General features: G+C 42.4%; 24 protein-coding genes. 2 read left to right on the forward strand and 22 right to left on the reverse strand.

Annotated elements, in window-relative coordinates:
- Positions 1-100 precede the first annotated feature (100 nt).
- Both KFV02_RS01230 and acs read left to right on the forward strand, forming a co-directional pair.
- Entirely contained in the window at positions 101-949 is an 849-nt protein-coding gene (locus KFV02_RS01230) for a LytR/AlgR family response regulator transcription factor (protein WP_252379805.1), read from the forward strand.
- 221 nt (positions 950-1,170) lie between these two features.
- Complete coding sequence (gene acs, locus KFV02_RS01235; protein ID WP_252379715.1) at positions 1,171-3,090, forward strand: acetate--CoA ligase; 1,920 nt, start codon at positions 1,171-1,173, stop codon at positions 3,088-3,090.
- Positions 3,091-3,168: 78 nt separating this feature from the next.
- Here acs and KFV02_RS01240 read toward each other — a convergent pair whose 3' ends face one another.
- The 22 genes from KFV02_RS01240 to KFV02_RS01345 all read right to left on the reverse strand — a co-directional run bounded on the left by KFV02_RS01240 (position 3,169) and on the right by KFV02_RS01345 (position 25,751).
- Positions 3,169-4,578: a B12-binding domain-containing radical SAM protein gene (locus KFV02_RS01240; RefSeq protein ID WP_252379716.1), complete on the reverse strand. Its 1,410-nt coding sequence runs from the start codon at positions 4,576-4,578 to the stop codon at positions 3,169-3,171.
- Positions 4,481-5,272, reverse strand: a complete 792-nt coding sequence (locus KFV02_RS01245; RefSeq protein WP_252379717.1) for a tetratricopeptide repeat protein — start codon at positions 5,270-5,272, stop codon at positions 4,481-4,483. Before KFV02_RS01245 ends, KFV02_RS01240 begins: the two co-directional genes overlap by 98 nt.
- A gap of 20 nt (positions 5,273-5,292) precedes the next feature.
- Positions 5,293-6,177, reverse strand: coding sequence for an ATP phosphoribosyltransferase (gene hisG / locus KFV02_RS01250; RefSeq protein WP_252379718.1), 885 nt, complete (start codon positions 6,175-6,177; stop codon positions 5,293-5,295).
- Positions 6,178-6,549: a phosphoribosyl-AMP cyclohydrolase gene (hisI, locus tag KFV02_RS01255; RefSeq protein ID WP_252379719.1), complete on the reverse strand. Its 372-nt coding sequence runs from the start codon at positions 6,547-6,549 to the stop codon at positions 6,178-6,180.
- A 93-nt stretch (positions 6,550-6,642) separates the two neighbouring features.
- Positions 6,643-7,695 (reverse strand): dual-specificity RNA methyltransferase RlmN, encoded by a 1,053-nt coding sequence (gene rlmN / locus KFV02_RS01260; protein WP_252379720.1) that lies wholly within the window; start codon positions 7,693-7,695, stop codon positions 6,643-6,645.
- A gap of 153 nt (positions 7,696-7,848) precedes the next feature.
- On the reverse strand, positions 7,849-9,174 hold the full coding sequence (locus tag KFV02_RS01265) for an HD domain-containing protein (protein ID WP_252379721.1): 1,326 nt from the start codon (positions 9,172-9,174) through the stop codon (positions 7,849-7,851).
- 179 nt (positions 9,175-9,353) lie between these two features.
- Positions 9,354-10,289 (reverse strand): dihydroorotate dehydrogenase, encoded by a 936-nt coding sequence (locus KFV02_RS01270; protein ID WP_252379722.1) that lies wholly within the window; start codon positions 10,287-10,289, stop codon positions 9,354-9,356.
- Positions 10,290-10,301: 12 nt separating this feature from the next.
- A complete protein-coding gene (locus KFV02_RS01275) occupies positions 10,302-11,063 on the reverse strand; it encodes an iron-sulfur cluster-binding protein (RefSeq protein ID WP_252379723.1) in 762 nt (253 codons plus the stop codon).
- A gap of 3 nt (positions 11,064-11,066) precedes the next feature.
- Positions 11,067-12,671: a DNA repair protein RecN gene (locus KFV02_RS01280; RefSeq protein WP_252379724.1), complete on the reverse strand. Its 1,605-nt coding sequence runs from the start codon at positions 12,669-12,671 to the stop codon at positions 11,067-11,069.
- Positions 12,672-13,357: 686 nt separating this feature from the next.
- Positions 13,358-15,055, reverse strand: coding sequence for a CgeB family protein (locus tag KFV02_RS01285; RefSeq protein ID WP_252379725.1), 1,698 nt, complete (start codon positions 15,053-15,055; stop codon positions 13,358-13,360).
- Positions 15,056-15,080: 25 nt separating this feature from the next.
- Entirely contained in the window at positions 15,081-15,896 is an 816-nt protein-coding gene (locus KFV02_RS01290) for an ABC transporter permease (protein WP_434800276.1), read from the reverse strand.
- 4 nt (positions 15,897-15,900) lie between these two features.
- Positions 15,901-16,881 (reverse strand): ABC transporter permease, encoded by a 981-nt coding sequence (locus KFV02_RS01295; protein WP_252379726.1) that lies wholly within the window; start codon positions 16,879-16,881, stop codon positions 15,901-15,903.
- 66 nt (positions 16,882-16,947) lie between these two features.
- Positions 16,948-17,943, reverse strand: coding sequence for an NAD(P)H-dependent glycerol-3-phosphate dehydrogenase (locus tag KFV02_RS01300; protein ID WP_252379727.1), 996 nt, complete (start codon positions 17,941-17,943; stop codon positions 16,948-16,950).
- 129 nt (positions 17,944-18,072) lie between these two features.
- Positions 18,073-18,933, reverse strand: a complete 861-nt coding sequence (gene gspN / locus KFV02_RS01305) for a type II secretion system protein GspN (RefSeq protein WP_252379728.1) — start codon at positions 18,931-18,933, stop codon at positions 18,073-18,075.
- A gap of 60 nt (positions 18,934-18,993) precedes the next feature.
- Complete coding sequence (locus tag KFV02_RS01310; protein ID WP_252379729.1) at positions 18,994-19,512, reverse strand: hypothetical protein; 519 nt, start codon at positions 19,510-19,512, stop codon at positions 18,994-18,996.
- A gap of 76 nt (positions 19,513-19,588) precedes the next feature.
- The gene (locus KFV02_RS01315) at positions 19,589-21,076 is read right to left on the reverse strand and encodes a PilN domain-containing protein (RefSeq protein WP_252379730.1); all 1,488 of its coding nucleotides are present in this window, start codon (positions 21,074-21,076) and stop codon (positions 19,589-19,591) included.
- On the reverse strand, positions 21,076-22,110 hold the full coding sequence (gspK, locus tag KFV02_RS01320) for a type II secretion system minor pseudopilin GspK (protein ID WP_252379731.1): 1,035 nt from the start codon (positions 22,108-22,110) through the stop codon (positions 21,076-21,078). Before gspK ends, KFV02_RS01315 begins: the two co-directional genes overlap by 1 nt.
- Positions 22,111-22,154: 44 nt before the next feature.
- A complete protein-coding gene (locus KFV02_RS01325; RefSeq protein ID WP_252379732.1) occupies positions 22,155-22,898 on the reverse strand; it encodes a PilW family protein in 744 nt (247 codons plus the stop codon).
- Positions 22,891-23,295, reverse strand: a complete 405-nt coding sequence (locus tag KFV02_RS01330) for a type IV pilus modification PilV family protein (RefSeq protein ID WP_252379733.1) — start codon at positions 23,293-23,295, stop codon at positions 22,891-22,893. Before KFV02_RS01330 ends, KFV02_RS01325 begins: the two co-directional genes overlap by 8 nt.
- Positions 23,292-23,807, reverse strand: coding sequence for a GspH/FimT family protein (locus KFV02_RS01335; protein ID WP_252379734.1), 516 nt, complete (start codon positions 23,805-23,807; stop codon positions 23,292-23,294). The genes KFV02_RS01330 and KFV02_RS01335 overlap by 4 nt, the downstream gene beginning before the upstream one ends.
- 13 nt (positions 23,808-23,820) lie before the next feature.
- Complete coding sequence (gene gspG / locus KFV02_RS01340; RefSeq protein ID WP_434800277.1) at positions 23,821-24,306, reverse strand: type II secretion system major pseudopilin GspG; 486 nt, start codon at positions 24,304-24,306, stop codon at positions 23,821-23,823.
- A 41-nt stretch (positions 24,307-24,347) separates the two neighbouring features.
- Complete coding sequence (locus KFV02_RS01345) at positions 24,348-25,751, reverse strand: AAA family ATPase (RefSeq protein ID WP_252379735.1); 1,404 nt, start codon at positions 25,749-25,751, stop codon at positions 24,348-24,350.
- Positions 25,752-25,835: the final 84 nt, after the last annotated feature.

Consider the following 25,835-nt stretch of genomic DNA (forward strand, 5'->3'; position numbering starts at 1 on the left):
TATGAGCGACAGGTCAATTGAAGATAAGAAAACTAACACTTGCCATCTGGGTATAAAATTTGCTAAAAATTTAAAAAATGAACAAGCCCTTGAGGTAGATATGTCTTTTTTGAAGGCTCTGATTATCCATCCTGACCGTGAAGTCTCCGCTACTTTACGCGAGTATTTAGCCAAGGAGGAGCAGATAAAAATCCTTGGCGAGGCCATGACTTCTTTTGAGGCTTTGGAGCTTTTAGAAAACATCGCCTATGATGTTTTTTTTCTGGGTATAGATCTTCCCAACGGGGTTGACGGGATAGAGTTGGCCCAGATTCTCAATCAACGCAAACAAAGACCAGCCTTGGTCTTTATTGCTTCAGATGAGCACATGGCCTTCAAGGCCTTTGAGGTTGGTGCGACAGATTATTTGCTGTGGCCTTTCCCGAAGGCCAGGCTACAAAAAACAATTGAACGATTGCTTAGAGTTTCTCCGCAATTGCGTATTATTGAGAGAAGCAAACTCAAAAAATCAGAAGATGATGAGACCGTCCATATTGCCCTGGGAGAGGAGGAGGAAGATTTAATTATTAAAGCCTTGCGCCAGGCTTGGGATTATAAACAGTACAAGCAGGTGGAAATTGAGAAATTGCCAATTAATCAGGATGGTAAACTTTTGCTCATACCCTATAATCAAATAGTTTTTGTGGAGGCCTTTGAGGATTATAGCTACGTGCACACGGCCAATGATAAATATTTAACGTCCTATCGTCTCAAGAACCTGGAGGAAAGACTGAGGCAGTATCGGTTTTTTCGGGTGCATCGGAAATACCTGGTCAACCTGGATATGGTTACAGAGATAGCTTCTTTACCCGGAAGCAATTTCATGCTTAGAACTGCAGGTAAAAAAAGGATAGAATTGCCTATCAGCCGACGGAGAATCGGGGAATTAAAGCAGATACTCGGGCTGTAAAACTCTTTGTTAACAAATTCGTTGCCTTTAAGAAATTATAAAACCGTTCAACTATATCTTTAAACCTTTAGTCGATTATCTTTCTTTTTTTAGCCTGCCTAAGGTTAAATTTAAGTTGAGAAAATTCCTTGTTTTGATATATAGTTAAGTAAATTAAGGTTACGATTTGGCCATAAGGAGGCATGATTTTCTATTTGTGGCCAGAGCTAAAGGAGGAAAAGATGGAAACAAAAGGCGCGCTGGACGCTCTTTTACATGAGGAGAGAGTTTTTAGGCCTCTACCCCAGTTGGTCATTGAGGCCAACGTTAATCCGCAAGAATATGCTGAAGCCATGAAGTTGGCGTCTGAAGATTATCTGAAGTATTGGGAGGAAGCAGCCAAAGAGTTGGACTGGTTTAAAAAGTGGAATCAGGTATTGGATGATTCTAATGCTCCTTTTTACAAATGGTTTGTGGATGCAAAGTGTAATATTGTCTATAATGCCCTTGACCGACATATAGAGACAGCCAACAAAAACAAGCTGGCTTTGATCTGGGAGGGAGAACCGGGCGATACCAAAAAGTTAACCTATTATGAGTTGTATCGGGCTGTAAACAGGTTCGCCAACGCCCTTAAAACTTTAGGTATTTCTAAAGGTGACCGGGTAGTTTTATACTTGCCTCCTCTGCCGGAGACCATGATTGCCATGCTGGCCGTTGCCAAGATCGGGGCCGTGCACAGCATGGTTTTTGCCGGATTTTCAGCTAAAGCCTTGAGAGATCGCATCATTGACGCTGAGGCAAAGTTAGTCATTACAGCTGACGGATTTTATCGCAACGGACGAGTGGTTAACTTGAAAAAGGTAGTTGACCAGGCCCTTGTGGATGGATGTGACTGTGTGGAGACAGTAGTCGTAGTACACAGGGCCAGTGTGGAAATGGAAATGGTGGATACCAGAGACATTTGGTATGAAGACCTCGTCCGCCAGGAGAGTCCTGTTTGTCCTACCGAAGTAATGGACTCCGAAGACATGCTTTTCCTGCTCTACAGTTCAGGTACGACAGGTAAGCCAAAAGGAATAGTGCATACTCATGGTGGTTATATGGTGGGTGTGCATAGAAGCTTGAACTGGGTTTTTGATATTAAGCCCACGGATATTTTCTGGTGCACGGCTGACGTTGGTTGGATTACCGGGCATAGCTATGTTGTCTATGGGCCTCTTATGGTTGGGACAACGACTATAATGTATGAAGGCCATCCTCTCTATCCGCAGGCAGATAGACTCTGGGACATAGTAGAGCGTTATGGTGTTACTATTTTTTATACTGCTCCGACTTTGATCAGGATGCTTATGCGTTTTGGCTCACAATATCCCAAAAAACATGATCTATCTACACTAAGGCTTCTGGGGTCAGTTGGTGAGCCCATAAACCCCGAAGCCTGGGTCTGGTTTTATACAAACGTGGGCCGTTCGGAATGTCCTATTATGGATACTTGGTGGCAGACCGAGACTGGTTCGTTTATGATCAGTCCCTTGCCCATTACGTTGCTCAAGCCTGGTTCCGCTACCAAGCCTTTACCTGGCATTGAAGCCGATGTGGTGGATGAAGAAGGAAATCCTGTACCGCCGGGTAAGGGAGGGCTTCTGGTTATCAAGAAACCTTGGCCGTCTATGCTGCGCACATTGTACAAAAATCCCGAGAGGTATAAAAAGACCTATTGGGAAAAGTTCCCGGGCATGTATTTGGCCGGAGACGTAGCTCGCAAGGACGAAGACGGCTATTTCTGGATTCAGGGACGTTCTGACGATGTCCTGAATATTGCCGGACACCGAGTTGGTTCTGCTGAGCTTGAAAGTGCCTTTGTCTCCCACCGGGCAGTTGCAGAGGCAGCAGTCATTGGTGTGCCAGATAAGATTAAAGGCGAAGTTGCCAAGGCCTTTGTGATTTTAAGTGAAGATGTCGAAGTTGAAGATCCGGACGAACTGATAAAAGAACTTAAAATGCATGTCCGCAATGAGCTTGGGCCGGTTGCAGTAGTCAAGAGCATTGAGTTCAGGGATAAACTGCCCAAGACCAGGAGCGGGAAGATTATGCGCCGCATCCTGAGAGCCCAGGAATTAGGCGAAGAGGTTGGCGATACTTCAACTTTGGAAGATTAGAAAGAATGTATAATCAAGGGATAAAGGGTGTATTTAGTCCTGCCCTTTATCCCTTGATACTGGCTTACCCCTTTCTCCTTAATCCTTTATTATTTCTTTCCATTTTTTTTGCTTTTCCCAGGAAAATCCTCCGGGTACACAGGGCCAGATAGAATTGTTCTGAAACAAAGGCTCATCTAAAGGATAGGGAGAATGTTCCTGTGCCTTAGAAAAAAGTTTGCTGCCAGGTATAGGAGTGTAATAGGCCAGCTCAGGCCTTATGCCCCATTCTTTGACCTTTTTAATGGCCAGTTCGATTTCCTCATCTTTTTGTCCTGGGAGGCCAAAGAGGATATAAGCAGCAATATCTTTACTGTTAAACCCTGCCCGTAATATATTTTTTATTCCCCTCTGCCACTCCTCTTCAGTCAGTTTCGCGTCCAATCTGTTTTGAAAGTCAGCACTTTCCAAGCCTAAACGAATAGTAGTCAGGCCGGCTTTTTTTAATTTGTGACAGACATCCTGGCTTAAATAGCGAATGTGCATTGCATTGGGAGTGTGGAGCCTTAAACGAAGCCCTTTTTTGTGGATGAGTTCAAGAAAAGGCCAGAGCCACTTATCAGGGTTAACCAACAATGCATCATCATAAAAGGCAAAATCACGAGTTCCGCGTTGAAATTGGGCGTATGTTTCTTCAAAAACCAGGTCAGCCTCTTTTTGTCTAAATCCTGAGAAGAGCTTATTGCTGGCACAATAAGCACAGTGAAAAGGACAACCGCGGGACCCTAAGATTGGCGCAAAATTTGTCTCAGGATAGAGGTCCATGGCCAGGCTTAAGCCTGCATGTTTTGGGAGTGGAGGCGGGCTAATATCTAGAAGGTGCCAAAGGGACTGCCAGTTGTTTTGGTTTTCTAATGGCCCTTTAATGACCAGATCAACATCCAAGCACTGGGCATGTTCAAAACAAAGCGAGGCATAGATTCCTCCCAGAACAATGGGAACATGGGGCCAGGTCTTGCGTATCATTCTGATAGCTGTGACCACCCCTGGGTACCAGTAAGTCATGATGGAGGTGACCAGAACGAGATCCGGGGGAGGAGAAAGCCTGGCCAGGGCCTGGGCTACAGCCTGCAAGGGCAGCCCGTAGCGGCTGTAGTTGCGCGGAACATGGACCAAGAGAGAAGGTCTGGGTAAATTGACTTTGGGATAATGGCCCTGACCATAGCTTTTTGGCCGGGGCCAGTTTATGTCGGCCCAGGTTTTATCCAGACAGTCTAAAAGAGCCACTCTGGCACCTGCCTTCCTGAGCATGTCCAGACAAGCCAGGAGTCCTACAGGCCTGGACCAGAGATTATAAGCGGCAAAATCATATATCCAGGGGTTAAGGCCTAAAATTCGCGGGGCGTAAGGTTCAGGGGAGGAAGCCCAGATAATCTCGGGCCACTTGGGCCTCTTTGCAAGAGGGGTCAAGCTCGAGGATTTGTCTGAACCACTTTTTGGCCTGTTCATTTTCACCAGCCCGGACTAGGTATTCTGCCAGGTTTAAGATAATTTGAGGATTTTCTGGGTTGGCTTCCACTCCCTGCTGTAACAAATTAACGGCTTGTATTAGCTGCCCTTTTTGTAGATACAGTTTTGCAGTGAGGATATAGCCAGGGATATAGCGCCAGTTTTTATCAATACTTAATTTTGCGTATTTGAGGGCCAGGTCTGGCTGGCCCTGTTTTAAGTATAGTTGAGCCAGATTATAAGCGGCAAATTCAGGAGTGAGATAAGTAAGAATAGATAAAGCCTTTTTAAAGGCTTGTTCAGCTTGAGAATATCTCCCCTGGACCAAGTAAATTTGGCCCAGGTTGTTCCACGCCTCTGCATAATTTTGATCCAGTTGTATAGCTTTTAGAAAAGCTTGTTCAGCTTTTGGGTCTTCCCCCATGGCCATATAGGTCAGGCCCAGGTCGAAATAGAGGCGAGGATTGTCCTTCGCTTTAGGCTCAATGAGTAAAAGCTGTTGCAGGGCCAGCCTGGGCTCGCCCTCTACCAGATATCTTTCAGCCAGTTCCAGACGAGCCTGGACTTGTTCAGGGGTAACTATTTCTTCAGGGCCTATCTTTGGAGCGCATGCCACGAGAAATAGCACCGCAAGCAATAGAAGCTTTGGACGTAAATGGTAGTATGTAATTTGTGATGCGTTTGTTTTTGTCACTATAAAACCAATTAAGCAGATTAAATAACTTTATTTAATGAGTATTCAATAATAGCCTCGGCCCCACGAGACATGAGTTCGGGGATCAGCTCACGGACCTTGTTTTCCTCGACGACTATCTCTACGGAAAGCCATTCTTTGTGGTACAGGTTGGCCACGGTAGGCGCGGTCATGCTGGGCAGCACATCCATGACCTGCTCCATCTTTTCTTTAGGCACATTCATTTTCAGACCAACCAATTTATCCGCACGCAAGGCACCTTGGAGCAAGGTGTTGATAGTTTCTATTTTGTGCCGTTTCCAAGGGTCTTCCCAAGCCTTTTTGTTGGCAATTAGCTGAGTATTGGTCTGTAAAAGTTCTGCGATGATGCGTAGGCCGTGGGCCTTGATGGTTGTTCCTGTTTCTGTGACTTCAACTATGGCATCGACCAGACCTTCCACAACCTTGGCTTCTGTAGCTCCCCAGGAAAATTCCACTTCCACTGGAATATTAGCGTTTTTAAAATATTTGACAGTGAAATTCTTTAATTCCGTAGCAATTTTTTTCCCGGCCAGGTCTTCTGGTCGTTTGTATGGTGAATCACCAGCCACGGCCAGTACCCAGCGGGCTGGACGGTTACTTACTTTGGAATAAACCAGATCGGAAACCACTACTACGTCGGACTCATTTTCTAAAATCCAGTCTTTACCGGTAAGACCGGCATCAAGGGTGCCGGATTCAACATATCTGGACATCTCCTGGGCCCGGCATAAGGAGCATTGCAGTTCCGGGTCATTGACTTCCGGGAAGTAATTTCTGTGATGGGGCTTGATCTTCCATCCTGCCCGAGCAAAGAGGCGCATGGTTGCTTCCTGAAGTGAACCTTTGGGGATGCCTAGTTTTAAAATTTTATCGTTAGCGTTCATTTACTTATATACCTCCTTGGGGTCAAAGACTTTGGGCGAGCAAATTTTTTCTTTACCGTTTTCCAGTTTGCGATAAAAGCAGCTTTTATACCCCTCATGACAGGCAGCACCTCCCACCTGGTCCACAATAAAAAGCACCGTATCCAGATCACAGTCAAGGCGAATTTCTTTTATTTTTTGCACATGACCGGAAGTTCCACCTTTATGCCAGAGGGTTTTCCGACTACGGCTATAATAATGTGCCTCACCTGTTTCAAGTGTTTTATTCCAGGCTTCTTCATTAATATAAGCCAGCATTAAAACTTCACCTGTGGCGGCTTCCTGAACGATAGCCGGGACTAGGCCGTTTCCTTTAGCAAAGTCTGGTTTCAATGTTTTTCCTCCATTTATTTTGGTTGAGTGGTGGAGTGATTTATTAGTTGACTGGTATTGGATTTAATTGAAACTAGTTTTCTACTTGCCCACTCAACTATTTAACTTTGACATTACAATCAATTGTCCACACGCAGCGCTTATATCTTGTCCTTTGCTTTTGCGTAAGATAGCTGTCATGCCCTTGGACCAGAGAATTTGCTCAAACTTTAAAATATCCTTTTTTTCAGGAGCCCTGTACTTTGAATCCGGGCCGGGATTGTAAGCTATGAGATTGATTTTGCATTTAACTCTTGAAAGCAAGCGAACCAGTTGCCTTGCATGCTCTGGCGTGTCATTTACTCCGCCCAGCAAGACATATTCAATAGTGATCCTCTCTCGCCTGGCTAGGGGATACTCGGCCAGCACGGACACCAACTCGTTCAGATCCCATCTGGCTGCTTTGGGCATAATTTTTTCCCTTAGTTCCTGTGTCGGGGCGTGGAGAGAAACTGCCAAAAGCGCCAGTTTTGATTGTCCAAAGTCTTGCAAAACTCCCTTAATCCCGACAGTGGACAAGGTTATTTTGCGTCTGGAGAAGTTGAGACCCAATGGGTGATTTATGATTTGCAGGGCCTCTCTAACTTCTTTCCAGTTGAGAAGGGGTTCTCCCATGCCCATAAAGACCAGATTGGTCAAGTGCTTGGGGGAGTTTTTTTTCTGGAGATAGTCTTGGGCCACCAGGATTTGGGCAGCAATTTCATGGCTGTACATATTGCGTTTAAAGCCCATCTGGCCAGTGCTGCAAAAGGTACAGGCCAGGGAACAACCTACTTGTGAGGACAGGCACTGCGTGTAGTGATCCTTTTCCGGGATAAGGACAGTTTCGATTAGCTTTTCGTCCTCAAGGGCCAGTAGAAATTTGACTGTTCCGTCTTTACTTTCTTTAATATCCCTGACTTCTGGCCATTTAATGCAAAAGTTCTGAGCAAGAATTTTTCGCAGTGGCTTTGATAAATTGGTCATCAGGGAGAAGTCTTTTACCCTTTTGGCCCAAAGCCAGGGCCAGAGCTGTTTGGCCCTGAATTCCTTTTCCCCCCTGTTTATAAGCCAGTGAGAGATTTGGTCAAAATTTAAACTCAGGATGTTTTTGGTTTTATTTTTCAAGGTTCGAAAATCGAGGCTTGATCTTTCCTGCCTTCTGCTTACTTTAATTGTTGTGGAAATTTATCCAACTTGGGAAGTCCCGCCAAAGGCGGGACTTCCCAACCTTCCTGTCTCATCCTTCTTACGTTTCGCATACTAGCAAATATGACCCACTTAAGACAACTTTTCCTTGTCTTTATACTTGCGAACAAAGGTAATAGCCTCTTCCACATTGGTCACATCGCCGGCTATCTGGGCCTGGAGCAATGCATCGCGAATTAGTCCTACCAGTGGTCCGGGCTTGATGCCTGTATACTCCATGATCTGATGGCCGTTAAGCAACGGTTCAAGCATTTCCTCACTGATATCGGCACGGTCAAGCATTTTTATGTTGTGATTGAATTCTTTGTAGCTGCCGTTTCTGGCCTTGATATCGGCGCGCACCATTTCGATGAGTCGTGGGTACTCATCCAGGCTTTTAAATCTGCGGATACCTTTATCAGTGAGCATAAAATGAAAGCGCATATGATGCCGGACAAGATGGCAGATAAGGTCGATTTCTTCAGGGTCAAAACGGAGTCTTTTTAGTATTTTCCTGGTCACTTTAGCTCCGACCTGGTGGTGTTGGTAGAAAGTCATTTGCTGGTCGTAGATTTCCCCGGTGTAGAGTTTGCCAACGTCGTGGAACAGGCAGGCCAATGTTCCATACCAGTCATAGGGAAGTTCTTCTGGATAGTGACGCATGACTTGGACAGTGTGTTCCCAGACTGTTTCCTCGCCTTCTTCGGGGTTTTTGATCTGTTTGACACGACTCAGGGCTGCCAGTTCCGGGATGAGGCCGTGCAGGATCATACTGTCAAATAAAAGCTGGACAAAGGCCCACATATTCTCTGCTTCCACCTTGCGCCATTCATCCATTATGTCTGAAACCGAAACATAATCCAGTACTCTCCTGGCCGCCCTGACAATGGCTAGCCAAGTGTTTCCTTCAATAGGTAGATGATAATTGGCAGAAAAGCGCAAAGCACGCACAGCTCGCAGATAATCTCTTTTCAATGCCTCATCGGGAATTCCTTGCAGACATATCTGTCCGGAATTTAAATCTTCAAAACCGTCATATACGTCTTTGGGAGTAGGAACATAGGGGCAGGCCAGGCTCATGGGCAGTTCGTCTTTTTGTGCTAACTGCTTTAAAAGTCTGGGAGTGAGCCTGGCCACGGTGCTTTCTGTGTAAGAACTTTCCAGAACATCTGCAGGGTAGAAGTGAAAGATGATTTCCCCTTGCTTAAGACTGGCGATTAATGACTCGTCTTGTATATTGTGTATGTGGGGAAAAAGTTTTTTCAAACCTTCAAAATCCAGGTCAGTACAGATATCCACAATAAGATTGCTATTCTGCAGAGCTTTTTCCTGCAGGGGGGCATTGATAATATAGGCATCATAGCCATTACGCATAATTGTTTTACAGATTGAAACAGCGTCTTTTATGGGTTGGGGCATAAGTTTCTCCTTTAATTCCACAAATTCATTTCATCCAGTGGAATATTTATGAAGATGAGAATGAAGTTTACCGAATACTCTCCAAGAAAACTATAAATGGATTTGTCACTGTCTTCAATGTTTCACATTGTAAACTTTATAATCTCAATGAGAGCGAAACTCAACAAGTTGATAGTCGGCTATACTTTCAACTTTCCCCGCCACTCAGACCAGGAACCAATATTTAACTGAGCGAGTTTTCGGGGTAATTCTTCGACGATTTGAAAGGCTTTGTCAGGTCGCATGAAGTTGGCCGTGCCTATCTGAATGGCAGTGGCCCCGACCAGGATAAACTCCAGGACATCCTCCACAGTGCTAATGCCGCCAATGCCTATAACTGGCAGGTTGGTACAATTTACCACTTCATAAACCATTTTCAGGGCAACGGGCTTAATGGCTGGCCCGGAAAGGCCACCAATAATATTAGCCAGCATGGGCTTTTGGGTATAAATATTAACAGCCATTCCGCTTAAGGTATTAATTAGAGACAAAATATCCGCACCGGCCTTTTCAACGGCCCTGGCTATGACTTTGATGTCAGTAACGTTGGGGCTTAATTTGACAATGACAGGTTTGTTGCCGGCATTTTTTTTGACTGCTTCCGTGACCTGGGCAGCCATATCGGGGTCCTGACCAAATAGCACTCCTCCCTCTTTCACGTTGGGGCAGGAGATATTGACTTCCAGGGCAGCAATGCCTTTCTCCCGGGCCAAAATTTCAGCCAACCTGGCAAATTCTTCCTTGGTCTGGGCGTAAAGATTGGCAATGATGGCTGTTTCCTTCCAGGGCAGCTTGGGTAACTTATGAGCCAAAAATTTTTCTACGCCAATGTTTTGCAAGCCAATGGCATTGAGCATCCCGCATGGGGTTTCCACTATTCGAGGGACGGGATTACCTTTTCTGGGCTTTAAGGATAAGCCTTTGACCACTATCCCCCCCAGGGAGGACAAATTTCCGTAAGGGGCAAACTCCAGACCGTAACCAAAGGTTCCTGAGGCAGTTAGGATGGGGTTTTTTAAACACAAGTTCCCCAGGCTTACGGTAGTTATTGGGTTTGTTGAACTTGTCTGGCTCATTTCAACAGCATCTCATATCTTTATTTCATCAGCCCAGAATACCGGGCCAAGGGTGCAGGTTTGAATGTAATCATCATTTTTATTTTTGGTTACACAGCCGAGACAGGCTCCAATGCCGCAGGCCATTTTGTTTTCTAAAGAAACTTGTACCCTGGCGTTAAATTCCAGAGCGAACCTGTGAACAACCTTTAAAAACGGATAGGGGCCGCAGGCCAAAATAGTACCTTTGGAAGCAAAGTCCTGGATGCGGAGACGCAGGTATTGTTCAAAGTATTTTAAATCTTGTTCAGATTCCTGCTGCTTATGTTCTTTTTTTACCTGTTCTGGTATGAGGTCAAAGGGATAGCAGGAAATATTCAAACGATGGCCAAACAAAAAATTAATCAGCTCTGGCCGCTTGTGGGTCCTGGTCAGGCCAATAAAAGGGGCAAGGCCCATGCCTCCGGCTATGATAAGCAGAGGTTTATTCTGGTCTATACTAAACCCTTTGCCCAGCGGGCCCCAGACCGTGATCCGGTCCCCTTTGGTTAGGTACGATAAAAGCTCTGTGCCTCGGCCAACTACCTGGAAAAATATATGTAGATAGTCGCTGGTTAGCTCGCAAATGGAAAACGGTCTGGGCCAGAGAGGGTCTTTGCCCCAGGCCGTTGGTCTTAGCATAACAAACTGGCCAGGGGTAAATTGCCAGTCTGGTGGCTCAAGATAAAGGTGGCAAAAATCTTGTGAACATGAAAAGTCTATGTGCTTGATTTTTAGGTCAAGACAGTGATTCATAATTTAAACTTCTTTACGGTAAGTTGTTAGTTTACGGGCCAGGGCCAGGCCCTTGTCTCCACCGCCAGCCATCCGGGCCAGCTCATGTAAAGACTTTTTGTTATCAAGTTCTGTACACAGGGTGTATGTTTGGTCGTTTATAATCTTCTTTTGTACCTGAAAGTGTTTATCCGCCAAGCAGGCTAGTTGCGGCCAATGTGTGATCAAGATTACCTGTCTGTCCTGAGAGAGTCTTTTTATTTTCTCTCCCACTCTGGACAAGGTGATTCCTCCTATGCCTGCGTCGACCTCATCAAAAAGCAAGGTGGGCAGATTCTTTTCAGATTGCAGACCCACCAGTGCAAGTAAAAAGCGGGAAAGCTCGCCGCCGGACGCGATTTTGTCCAGAGGTTGGGGAGGTTGGCCGGGATTGGGCACCCACAAAAGCCTGACCTTCAATTCATTTATTTGTGGATAAACTTCTTCAGAGTAGAGGTCAAATTGAATCTGGATGTGCTCGGAAAAGCCCAGGTTTTTTAATTCTTCTTCAAGGGCCTGTTTAAGGACTTTTGCTGCTTGTTTTCTTTGCTCATTAAGGCTGTCAATAATCCGGCTTAAGTTTTGGGCCAATTCCTTTTCTTTGCGCTCCAGCTGTTTTAGACTCAAGGTGCTGGCATCAAGAAAGGACAGGTTTTGCTCAATCTCCTGTTCAAGAGCCAGGATTTCGTCCAGACTTTTGTTTAATTTACGTTTAAGCCGGGCCAGCTCAAAGAGCCTGGCTTCAATGGTCTCTATATTGCTTTCCTCTGTGTCTACGGGAACAGACTTTAAGGTTCTGTCCATGTCCTGCAAAATGGCGATTACCCCGTCCATTTCTGTGTCTAGCTGGACAAATTCTTCATCTTCAGCAAGCCTGGAAATAATTTTTTGCAGCTCATAAAGATTGTGCAAAAGATTGGTTTCCGGGCTGTGCAGGATATTGAGAGCGCGGTTGATGTTTTGGACAAAGTCTGTCCTGGACTTTAGCCTGGTGAGTTCCTCCAGAAGCTCTTCCTCTTCATTAGGCTTCGGGCTTACACGGGCAATCTCTTCCCTTTGATACTCCAGGAAGTCCTTTTGTGCAGCTAGGTGGGCAATCTTGGCTTCCAACTCCTTTTTTTCGCCCAGGACCTGGCGTAAGGCGCGCAGTGCCATTTCTTTTTGACTTAACAGTTCCGGTTTGGGCAGAAAATAGTCTAATATTTTTGTGTGAAAAGATGGTTTTAACAATTTTTGCTGACCGTGCTGGCTGGTATGGATCAAAAGCCTGGGACGAAGAGAGAGGACCTTCTCCTGTGAACTTAAACTATCATTAAGATAAAACCTACTTCGACCTGTACTAGCAATTAGTTCTCGGCGCAGCATGATTTCTTCATCATTCAGGATAAACAAGGCTTCGACAACCGCTCTGTCTTTTTCCGGACGAACCATTGACACGGGAATCTTTTCGCCCAGAATAAAGTCCAGGGCTTTTAAGATAAATGATTTGCCTGCTCCTGACTCGCCAGTGAGAACATTTAAACCAGGATGAAATTCAAGCTCCAGGTCTTCAATAAGGGCAAGGTTTTTGATGCGTAAAAGTTCAAGCATGTTATTTGGTTAAGTTGTTTCAATTTTCGGAGTTAATTTACGGGCACATTTTCTTTAGTGCTGACAAAGGCTTGCTTGCAGGCTATGCGTAAGAGTCTGTGGCTGAACCTTTTTATCAACTTAATTTCAAAGGTTTATTTCAGTCTTGGTTTCTTTCATGCTGGAACAAAGACTTGGACCCATCTAAAACTTGCTTGCGGACAGAGCATAATGGGTACTTTGGGTAAACAAATATTCTTTTAATTATACCTAAGTTTGGCCATTTTCACTCAATGGGTGATGAGATTGCCACGGACAGCTTCGCTGCCCTCGCAATGACGAACTCGCTCCTGTCATTGCGAGTGGAACAAAGTGTAGCGAAGCAATCTCAAAGTTTGAACTGCAAAAAATCGCTCAATTTAAACTATAGATAGGTATGGTCAGTATCGCAAAATATTCAGTCCATTCATCCCAATGCTCTGTTTTCTGCAAGCAAAACTCAAGATTGGGTTATCCAAGTCGTTTGTAATGCATTTCAGAAACCAGGACTTTCAATCAGCGGTTAAAATGTGGTTTGGCCACAGACTCATAGTATACTTTTTTCACAAAAGTATATACTTTATAACATCTTCAAATAATTCATCATTCAAAACCCAACATTCAACATTGCCTGCAAAAATTTATTTTTTGCAGGCACACCTGCTATTTCACGGGGCGAGGCCCTGCTTTTTAATCTGTTGCAAAAGCTGGACAAAGAAACTTTTTACGGTTGCATCCTTTTTCTTTAACCGTCGAAGGAAAACATCTGCTTTATTCATTTTTTGCGCTGTTTCAAAGGCCAATAACAATTCTTCCAGACCTTGGCCCAGGCGGAAGGCTTTTAAATTGGTCAACGCTAAATCAAGCCCCAAGCGCCAGTTTTCCGGTTCAATGAGGCTTAAATGAGATTGAATCTGAAGCAAAAGTGGCTCCTGCCCTTTTTGGTTTTGGATAAGATTTAAAATTTCGTTTAATACCTCTTTGTTTTGTGGACCCAGGTATTCCGCATAAATTAGGCATTCCAAGGCGGACCGTGGAAGCATATTCCTGGGATTAAAGCGTAGACCTATGCGAAAGATTTCACCTTTGCGTGTAAGTTCTTTAGCCCAGAACAGGCTAAGTTGCAAAGGGGTGGAGGCAGGTTTAAGTTTTCGTCCATTGCTTAAGAGGTACCTATGCCAGAATTGGCGGGCCAAAGGAAGGTCATTGTGTTTTAAGGCAGCAAAGGAGCAGGCTAGATTTAGCCCCAAATGAAAATCGTATTGTTTTTGCTCTAAAATAGGGATTAAAAAGGACTTTGTCTTTTTCTCATCCTGCGCATGGAGCTCTATTAAACCTCTTAACACTTCGGGATCAATGGGTAGCTTTAAAAATAAATCAATGAGATCCTTCTTGTCTAAAGCCAGTGCCTGGTTTTGCCAGAGGAAAAAGAGAGAGAGGACAATATTTTTAAAGGCCTGCTGTTCTGACTGTGCTTTGGGACTTATTCCTTTAGCGTAGTGCAGAAGTTTTTGGGCGCGATGTATGGCCAAGTGGTTGTTTTGAATTCTTTCCCACCCGGCGCGGGCTATTGTCTCCGCATGGGTTTGATGACATAAATAAAATTTTATGAGCTCCCTGAGCTCTAAAACATGTTCAAAGACCAGGGTTTCTTTGCCCGGGATAAATAGAGGAGTGATTTCGTCGCCCAAGTCTTGATTTAGGACCAGAGCGCCGCAGGAGGCAGCCTCAAAGGTGCGAAAGTTTACTTCTCCGGCTATGGCCTCGTTAGGAGCAAGTTTTGTTTGTCTATAAATATCAAGCATCCGGGTAAATTCTATATTTTGGGCTATGTGCGCCTTGAACTCTTGGCGCAAAAATTCAACCAGCCACTTGCGTGCTGGCCTGTGGGCAGTTACCCGGCCGACAAAACTTAAATCATATTTTCTTTTGCTAAAATCTTTCCATTCTTTTTTTATTCCAAACCAAGGTAGCCATTTGACCTTCTCCAGTCCCAGAACTTGTAGTTTTTCTACCCATCCTTTTTGAGTGGTCAGGACAAGATCAAAATTGCGGCCATAGAATTTATGCCAGAAAGAGTTCAGGTGGGTGTCAATGGACCAGAAAATTTTAGGGCAGGAGAAATGTTCAAGGCCTAAAAGCAGGGTTCTGGGACCTAGGTTTTCCTGTTGAATAACCAGGTCGGGATTAAAGCCTTGGACATTGGGATGGTGGCTTAGATCAAGAAGTTCACCTGGTGGCGGGTTAAGATTTAAGACTTTAGCTCCGAGTTCTTCTAGGGCTCTTGCGAGGCTTAGGTGGATGCCTAAAATTCGTAATTCGTGATTTCTGGTCCGAGATTCGTATTTGTTCACAGTATTAAGCACCCAACTTAACCCTCCAACTCTCTATCTATTTTTGTTTCAAGCGCGGATCCAAAATATCACGTAAAGACTCTCCAAGTAAATTATACCCCAAAACAGTAAGTAAGATACAAAGGCCGGGGAAAATAGATAGCCAGGGAGCAATCTCAAGGACATCTTTTCCTTCCATGAGCATGTTGCCCCAGCTAGGCGTAGGCGGTTGAACTCCCAGGCCCAAAAAACTTAAAGCGGATTCCGTGAGAATGGCCGAGGCAACCCCCAGAGTGGCCGAGACCAGGACCGGGGCCAGGGCATTAGGGAGGATATGGGCGAATAATATCCGCCATAGTCTTGCACCACACAATTTTGCCGCGAGGATAAATTCTCTCTGGCGCAAAGACAGGGTTTCTGCCCTGACCAGCCTGGCTACTCCCATCCATGAGGTCAGGCCGATAACAATCATTATGTTTGTTAAGCTAGGTTCTAAAAATGCAATTACCGCCAGAATAAGAAAAAAGGAAGGGAAACAGAGCATAATATCGACAAAACGCATGATTATCTCATCAATAATTCCGCCAAAATAGCCAGCCAGGAGGCCTAAAAAGATGCCTATACCTACAGAAATACCCACAGCTATAAAACCAACCCATAAAGAGACTCTGGCCCCGTAAACCAAGCGGGAAAACACATCGCGACCCAGGCTGTCCGTACCCAGCAGATATTTACTAGAAGGCGGTGCCAAGATGGCATCAACATTTAAGCTGGTAGGATCATAAGGGGCAATAACCGGAGCTAGAAGAGCAATCAAGCTCATGCTGCCTACGATGACAATACCTAGGATAAACAGCCAATTTCTATTTTTCACCTTTCTAATCCCTGGAACCTAATCTAATGCGTGGGTCTGCTAAGGCATAACCAATATCAGCCAGGAGATTCCCCGCCAGGGTCAAAATTGCTCCCAGAACCAGATTGCCCATAATTAAAGGGTAATCCCTGGCCATAACTGCTTGATAAAAGAGTTGACCTAAACCAGGTAGGGCAAAAATGGATTCAATGATCACGCTACCGCCAATAAGCCCCGGGACAGAGAGACCTAAAATGGTAATAACCGGCAAAAGTGCGTTTCTTAGACCGTGTTTAAAGATGACTACATGGCCGGGCAACCCTTTTGCCCTGGCCGTGAGGATAAAATCCTGGCGCAAGACCTCAAGCATGGAGGTACGCATAAATCTGGACATGCCAGCTAACCCGGTGATGGTGAATACAAATACGGGCAGGGCCAAATGTTTGGCCAGGTCCATGAGTTTTCCCCAGAAAGAAAGATATGGAAAATCCAGTGAAGTCAGGCCGGCAATAGGCAAGATGGGCCAGTAAATGCCAAAGCTTAGCATAAGGAGCAGGGCCAGCCAGAATCCTGGTATGGCAAAGCCAATAAAGACCAGGATGGTCATTAGGCGATCAAACCAGCTATTTTGATATACAGCCGAGAAAATCCCAATGGGGATACTTATAACCAGTATTAAAAACATGGAAATGAGGTTAAGGGACAAAGTCAGGGGTAGGCGTTCTTTAATCTTATCCCATACCGGGCGATGATCTCCGCTTAAAGACTGGCCAAAATCAAACCTGACAATGCGTTTTAGCCAGTTCAAGTACTGGATATGCAGGGGCTTATCCAGGCCATAAATTTTTTCCAGTCTTGCCCTGGCACCGGCTCCGGCCATGGGATTTAAAGTGGTCTGCAGGTCAGTAGGTGAACCAGGGGCCAGGTGAATGACCCAGAAACTGATGACCGTAATACCGAAAAAAATTAGTACCAGCCAGAGGAGTTTAGTTATGATCAGTTTCATTCCACTCTTTACATCATTCCAGTTTCTTTAATTCAACATTCATCATTTAACATTAATCATCAGGCATCATTCCGCTTTCAGCTTGCGGCTCATTAGTTCCTGTACTGCCTGTTTAGGATCTTTGTCTTTGAATAAAACTTCATAAACTTGTTCTGTTATGGGTAACTCTACACCGAGTTTTCTGCTTAAAAAATAGACTGATTCCGTGGTTTTAACACCTTCAGCAACGGTTCTGGTCTCGGCCAGGATCTGGCCGAGCTTTTGGCCCTGGCCTAGTTTTAGTCCCACCTGGCGGTTGCGGCTTAAGTCCCCGGTACAGGTGAGGACCAAATCCCCCATGCCGGAAAGGCCCATGAAGGTCCTTTCTTTGGCCCCCAAGGCTACGCCCAGCCGGCTCATTTCAGCCAACCCCCGGGTAATAAGGGCGGCCCGGGCATCATGGCCAAAACCCAAACCATCAGAAATACCAGCGGCAATGGCCATGATATTCTTGATGGCCCCCCCAAGTTCTACTCCGCGATAGTCTTCGTTTAAATAGACACGAAAGTAATCTGTTGAAAGAAGCTCCTGCAGTTTGCGTCCCAGATTATTATCTGCACAGCCAAGGCTTACAGCCGTGGGCAGTTTATGACTAACCTCTTTCGCAAAAGAAGGGCCAGAAAGGATAGCGTAATATGGTTTTTTGTCCTCAAGCACATCTTCAATTACCTGGGACATGGGTTTTAATGTCTTTAATTCTACGCCTTTACTGGCACAGATAATAATAGGATTGTGCGGGAAAAGGTGTTTATAAGTGGAAAGGACCTGACGGATAAACTGGCAGGGAATGACCACCAGAAAGTAGTCTGCTCCATCTACCACCTGAGCCATGTCCGGACTTACTCGCAGTCCTGGGCTAAGCTTTATTCCTGGCAGATACCAGGTGTTTTCGCCACGGTTTTTGATTTCCTCCACAAGCTCTGCTTCCCTGATCCACAACCATGTGGTCAGTCCTTTTCCAGCGAGCATGTTGGCTAGGGTAGTGCCCCAGCTACCTCCTCCGAGAACGGCAACTTTAGGCATTGGGCCTCCAATTATAGTGTTAGTGTTGGTGTTAGTGTTAGTGTCAGGGATGGAGGAGGTCAAGTGTTTACAGTATGTCGAGGACGCCAGTCTTTGAGGTTGTGACATTATATGCAAATAACGCAAAACCTAAAGCCATGATACTTTAGGATTTGCAATGGTACCCTGGATATTCAGGCGAATTTTTTTTCTTTTAGACATCAAGGGTTTAAGTGATTGTGGGAAATTTTTTAGATTTGAACCAATTTTTAGTTCGACGGCTAGATTTATCCTGCTCGAATTAATATTCTTGTTTAGGAAAATACTTCCCTTAATTTTTCCGTTGATACCAGCCAAACTTACAGGCCCTTCTTTTATCTTTAACACCCCGTTTTTAATGGTAAATTTTATGGTTGTCTTTATGTCCTGCAAAAGAATATTTTTAAATAAGGGGGTATCAAAATTTATATTACAGTTAATTATTTTTATGTTGCCTTGGCCGCCTAACCTAGGCAGGCTAAAATTTTTAGGGTATTGGAGATTAATAGTGCTGTCTAAACTCCCGTCAATCGAATTAATATATATATCTTTGAGGTAAGCGATGGAATCAGAGAGGCGAATGTCTTTTAATTCTACTTTTAACTCACCAATTTTCCAGTTTTTTATTGAATCAAAAATAGCGTTAATGAATATTTTCCCATCCCATAGCTGGGTATAAATATTGAATTCCGGGATGCCTAAAAAGAGACTCGATGGATTTAATTTAAGGTTCGGATTTGATAAAGTTAGAGGAGGGAATTTTGGAGTTTTGATAACTAAACTTTGAGCTTTTAGTCCTAAAAAAGCACTTGGAGCAAGGGATGTTAAGCTTACCTCTAAATTGAGTGCACGGCTTAAATGTTGGGAAAGTCTCTGTTCCAGAGTTTTGAACGGAAAAGTAAAAATAATAGTGGCGGTTACGGTGATTAGAGCAAGTACCGAATAGAGAAGAATAAGCTTTGATTTTGACATAAATATGAACCTGCTACAAAAAGACCTGTAGTTTTTTGCAGTGTTGCATTTTTTAGTTCATCAATCCTGCTTCAGGATTGAACATGTTATATCAACATCCAAGAGCCCGGTTTTTTTTTCAGTGCGGATTATCAATCGATCTATACTGATGCCGTAAGGCGATGATTCTATTTGGGTAAGGAATGGTATTAGCTTTCCGAGTCTGACTTTTTTTAAACGGAGGTCAACAATTTCCATGGATACACCGTTGTTAATGTTTTTGGACGATGGACGCAGGAAATCAACATTTTTTTTGACCTGGTTCTGAGTGGCCAGGCGGTCTAAATAGGAAAAAAGGGTGAAGTTACGAGGGAGATTGCCTTGGCTTGGTGTAGGTTTTAAATTTGTTTCTAAAATTTTTTTTAACTGGCTTTCCAACCTTAAAAGTTTCTCAAGTCGAGTTGTATTGATGGTAATGGTTTGGTCCAGTCTTTTTTGGTAGTTGACGAGGGGTATTACAGCCCATTGCCATATGGCCAAAACAAGTATTATTCCCGCAAAGAGTAAAATTACAATTTTTCTCTGTGTGTTACTTATCATTATTAGACAATTTAGTTTTATAATTTAGGTTCTGAGCATTTAGCCTTGCTGGTTTTGTGACTTTTCTTTTTCTATTTTAAAATGATTTTGTATCACATGAAAGATCGATGTGTAAAGCGAATGCAACCTGTCTATTTGTATCTGTTTTAGCTCCTTTAATTTCCACCTTTTGAAACAAATCTATACTTTCAAGTGATTTTTTAATTTTGTCTACAGTAAAAAAAGAGTCAGTTATTCCCTGGATTCTGATATGTTGATGGTCTGCTGTAAAGTTTTTAAATTGTACAGCTAATGTTTTTGGTACCTGAGAGCTTATTAAATTTAAAATTTCTATCGTTTTTACTTTCGAGATAGATAAACCTTTGTCGTTTATGTTTAATTGTTGAATTTTTGACTTAAATAAACTGATATATTGTATTGGAGTTAATTGATCTTGAATGTCTTTAAAGTTTCTTGAAATCACTTCATTCATTTTATTGTAAATTTGGTTTAATCTTTTTTCCTTAATATAAATATGAGATATATAACTGAAGGAAATACTAGCAAGTAATATAAATAGTGATATTATTATTGTTTTGATGTTGTCTTTATATTTGTAATAATGTTTGTATTGTGATTTATTTTGAATAAAATTTAAAGTTTTTGCTTTTTGTCCAAAACCAAGGAACAGGCCCAGATTTGGATAAAACTTCGGGATATCTTTTTTGCTAATAATTTGAAATAACTTAGAATGAAAATTTAATTTATAAATTTCTTGTACAGGGATGCTGAGTTTTTTTTCAATAGAGTCAGGTAGATTTTCCGGGTATGGACCTGAAATTATAATTTGTTCTATGACAAAATCTATTGAGTCGTTGTCTGCTTTAAGTAAAGATATTTTTATTTTGTCGATAAGATGATCATGATTGCTGCTATAATTTGTGTTTGATATGTCGTTTGGCGAGCTGTTTTTATGTAGCTTCCATTTAAACTCATGTCCTTCTATAAGTTTATTACTTTCTATGCATAGCAAAAAAGCGCATTCTGGTTCAAAGTGAAGGAGCATGTATCTTTTTGGCCTGGGTTCTGCTATATTACTGCAGAGGGATAAGAGAGAAGAGTAGGGCAGGTCTATGAGAAAAGGATATATATTAACATCTTCAAGGGCTTGGACCAGCTCATCTATTTCCTGTTTTTTTATGCCCAGGCATAATATTTGTTGGTTTTGAGCCGCATCTTTTAGGGTAGGTATAAAATCATAGTAGAATTCATCCAGTGGAAAAGGAAGGCTATCCTCAAGCTCTTGAGGCAGAATTTCGGAAATTTTGTTTTTGTCAGAAAATGGAAAGGTCAACTGCCTGAGAAAATAGCTTTCTGGTAAAATCGAGAGCAAGAGACAATCGTAAATTAACTTTTTTTCTTCAAGTTCCAATTTGATGCTTTGAGCTAATTCAGATTTTGATTTAATACCTGACAATTTTTTTTGCCAGCAATTTACATCTGTTATTTGCCCCCATTTTTTTTCTACAAAAAGAAAGTTTAAATAGGAACTTGATATGTGCAGGGTTAAAATTTTTGATAACATTATGAATACTCTACAAAAAGAGGAATAAATTTTATCTTCTTTTTATTTTGTTGTGTTTTTAACTTTAAAATTGCCCGTACTTTTACTTCTGTTTGACCAAGCTTGCCTGTACTTAATACAGAAAAGTATCTGGATTTAATGGTTATAAAACTATAAAAATGAATACCTAAAGCTCCAGGCAAATTATTGTACCACCCCGATGATGATAATTTATCAAAGTGCATTCTGTCCTGGCGGTATTCAATCATTTCCTGAGCAAAATCCAGGGCATCTTCAGCTGGCACACCCGTGTCCCCTTGTTTAATTAAAGAGGCTAAAATATACTGTGGCGCTGTGTTGATATTTACCTTCCCGTCACTAAAAATAGTTAAAAGCTCTTTTAATCCAGGGCGACCACTGTCCCCAAAATATAAACTGTCACTGATGCCCGCTATATGTCTTAATTCAGATAAAGTTTGTATGGGGCCATTTCTGACCCGGATTTTTTTTTTATTTTGGTCATAGTAATCCTGTTCAAACCCGGCTTCTGATTCTGGCAACTCATCGCTGTCTAACCAGTCTTTGATGGCGATGATTATATTTTGCGCTTTTTCAGGGTCCAGGTGAAAGGCCGGGCCGATCAAGAGGTTGAAAAAAGCTTGGCGATATTCTTCTCGCCATCTTCCACGTGAATCAATTAGATAATTTATGGAGAACTTGGCCTGTTCATCAGCTATTTGTAAAAGTATTTGTCCTCTTTCCGGCGCTGGCAAGTCTAACCCATCCTGCTCATCAGGATGAGCCCATATTTCACCCGGGTGATCAGACTCATTATCTTGTGCTCGATCATAAGTAAGTAATGCCTTTGCCAGAGCAAGGCCTGAACGGGCAAGAGCACGACACCTTTCCTTTCTGGCCATATAGATTGTTGATGTTAAATAAACTCGATTTTTGCTCTGTGTTTCCAGGACGATGGTCACTAAAATGGTAATAATCAATAAGGTCAGGATTAGGACACTGCCGTTTTTTTGCTCGAGTTTTTTTCTAATTCCCAATTTCCAACTCCTAACTCCATTTACCAACTTCAAACCTTATCCGGTCACTGATGAACTGACCATCCTTCCACAGGGATAAAATAAACAAATTTTCTGCTAAAGTTATTCTCTTCCTTTATTCGCAAGGTTAATTTGACTAAACAAGGCAGAGCAGAACCATAGAATTCATTATTTTCACTGTCCCAATCCTCAAATTCCTGTCCCTCTTTATTTAAAAAGAGAAGAGAGAACTCTTGAATATTGTCTGCTATTTCCAGAACATGCCATTTTGTTTGCTGTGAGCTCTTTTGTTTTCTCATCAGAGAAAATAACTCATTATTTTTTCTTAAAAAGTACTGCACTTGATTGATTGTCATGCATGGAAAGCTATTATCGAAAGTCAAATCATTGGTTGTTGCCATAGACAATACCAATCGACAATCTTTATTATCGCCTATAGTTTCTAAGGTAGAGGTAGTAGTAAACTTGAAATTTTCTTGTGTACTGTTGTCTGCTTTTTTATAATAAGCAGAATGGATGTCCTGATAGGTTATATCCATGATGGTTTGAGCCATCTGGTTTATTTTAAAATATGTATTAAAATTTTCTGTTAAAGTTAAAGTATTGCTATATACAGCAAAAACAGTAAAAAAAATTATCCCAGCAATGGCAAGGGAAATTAGAATTTCCAGTAAGGTGAAGCCATTTTGACGTTTGACGTTCGACGTTCTACATCCGATATAGACCTTAGCTCTTAGCCTTTTGTTAGTTCGGCGTTCGATGTTATTTTTCTGAAATATATCAATCATCGCTCCAGAAAAATGCCTCCAATTGGTTTACAGTAGCATCAAGTTTGTAGATCGTTACTTTTAGTCTCCAGAGGTTTTCAATGTCTGTGGCATCAACTTGTATGTCATATTCCAAGCCTTTCTTTTCTATTTCCATTGGAAACTGGTCATATTTTTTTATTCCAAAAGTCTGAATATGAGCCATTATATTCTGAGCAAGAAGGTTTGCCATGATTTCTTCTTCTGCAGCTTGGTTTGTGTCTTCTATTGAAACATTGGCCTTTAAAACTGCAACTAACGCGATACTTAAAATGGCCAGAGATATGAGTACCTCCATCAAGGTAAAACCAGATGGAATGGTGGATGTTGAATGTAGAGAGTTGAATGGGTAAAGGTATTTCACATTGAACATTTTCATTGTGTCACTTTTCCCGATGCAACTTCCATGCGTGCGAATGGTTTGATAATTATGTGAAAATAATTTTCGTCATCCTTAAAATTGATTATGCCGTTCAAGTTAAGTCCATTTGGCAGAAAAATAAACTTTACCGCTCCAGAAGTTTCAGGCACCCCTTTTGGTGTGATAATACTTACTATATCAAGGTGTTCTGGGACGCTAATTCTTTGAGGCTTTCTTTTGGAGCTGGTGTCCTGGTTGTGTGTGTTCAGCCAGAAATATTCCCTGCCTGCGCCTGTTTTGAGCTGAAAAGTCAGGGAAACCGGGCGGCTGGAAAGCATGGCCTGGTTCCTGGCCTCTTGAAGGGCTCCGTGCAACTTGCGTAAGAAACTTTTCTTTTCATTGACAAATAATCCAGAGCTAATTTTGGGCGCCAAAAAACCTAGTCCAATGGACAAAATCAGAATGACCACCACAAGTTCGATCAGGGTGAAGCCCTTTAGTGTGTTAGTGTCAGTGTATGAAATCTTCATTCAACATTAAACATTAATCCAGTTCCCAACTGCCTATGTCTTTGTTATGTCCGTCTCCGCCTTCAGCACCATCAGCTCCAAGGCTGATAATATCAAAATCATCATGTTCTCCTGGGCAGATATAAATGTAGTCGTTGCCCCAGGGGGCTTTGGGGATTTTTGGTAAATAACCATTGGGGGGATAATTTTTAGGTTCTTGACCAACAGTTGGTTTTTCTACCAACGCTTGTAAACCCTGTTCTGTCGACGGATAAAATCCATTGTCCAGTTTAAATTTTTTCAGGGCCGTCACTAACTCGCCCATCTGAAGTTTAGCTTTGACAATCCTGGCCTTGTCAGGTTCGTCCATTAGTCTGGGCACAATTAAACCGGCCAAGACACCGAGGATAATAATGACCACTAGAATTTCAATTAAGGTGAAACCTTTTTGTCGCTGCTTTTGAGCTGTTTCTGGTAGATATCTTGCTTGTGTGCGCATTAATTTATTTTTTGTCTTCATGTCCGCCTCCTGACTTTTTAGTCCTATAGCTTTTTTTATTCTCATTTTAATTCACTTTTTATCTTCAGTGTATAAGTTAAACCATCTTTAACAAGCCGGACATAGTTCTTTTCAATAGATATTAACCTATACCCTGATACCTCTTCTCCTTGGCGGAGTATTTTTTCATTTATTACAGCACATCGTTGTTCAGGTTCATTATCCCAGACTATAGCGTTTAAATTAAGATCCGTGGCTACTTTGGTTTGAAAGATAAAATTTTGTGTCCTGGAGATGTTATTGTTTTGTGCTTTCTGTCCAGGTGGCATATTTTTTTCGTGCTTAATCTCTGTCTTGGTTTGATTATGGTAAACTGTTTTTAACTGTTTAATTTCTTGGCTCAATGAATTCAAGGCAGTGATCAATTTGATTTGTGTTGAATTATTGTCATCCATAACTGCAATATTTAGGCGTTGGCTTGTCTGCAGTTTGTTTTTGAATCGGTAATTATCAAGATTTGAACCAATAGTATTTTGAGTAAGTTGTTCTTTAAGTCCATTTAACGTTTTTTTAGAAATTTGTTCTGGAAAAGTCAAAGAGATAAAAGCAACAGTTAAAAAAGTGATTAAGAAAATTCTCCCTGTAAGAGGGCGAGGGTAAAATGTCGAGTTTTCATTTTGCAGTACAGCCTTTTTTAAAGTGAACGAGGTAATTTTTTGTTGTTTGTGGCTATAAAGATAGTCAAGACAAAGGTCGCAAACTTTGTTTACCAGGCGAGGAATTCCTTTGGTCCAGAGCCAGATTTTTCTAGACGTGCGGGAAGAAATTTGAATCTTGTCATCTAGCCCGGATTTAGTCAGCCGATATTGGATGTAGTTTCGAGTATCCCTGGCACTTAAACCGGATAAAAATATCCGTCCACCAATGCGTTGATACAGGGAAGCAAAACGAGGTTGCCTGAGAGTGTTTTCCAACTCTGGTTGGCCTGCAATCACGATTTGTAAAAGGTGGACATTGTCGGCCTGAAGATTAGATAGAATAAGGATAAATTCAAATAGTTCAGGGCTTAAAAGATGGCCCTCATCCAAGAAAAGAACAGGGTTTTTTTGGTCATTATGTAATTTCAGAAGGGTATTATGTAGTAAACTCAAAAAATCATTATTGCTGGAAGCAGTCAGGTTAAATTCCTGAAGCACTTTTTGTTCAAACTGTTTTGGGGTTAAAAAAGGATTTCCTATTAAACCGATTACAAACTCCTGAGCATAATTTGCTTGAATATATCGGCACAAAGTTGTTTTCCCTGTGCCTATTTTTCCCATTAATAAAAAAAGACCTTTTTTTGCTCTAAGAAATTTAAGTAATAGGTTCAGTGCTGCCTGGTGTTCTTTAGATGGAAAGAATAAGTATGGGTCAGGAGCATTATGGAATGGATGTCGATAGTTCATGGTTGAAATATAAGGATTCATGGTCTCTTGCATCCTCAAAAAGTACACATTGTTAGGTTCTGTCGTTATGGAAAAGGAAAATGTTAAATGTTGAATGAGGAGCTA

Origin of the sequence: Desulfovulcanus ferrireducens, from assembly GCF_018704065.1 — a bacterium.
GTDB lineage: Bacteria > Desulfobacterota > Desulfovibrionia > Desulfovibrionales > Desulfonatronovibrionaceae > Desulfovulcanus > Desulfovulcanus ferrireducens.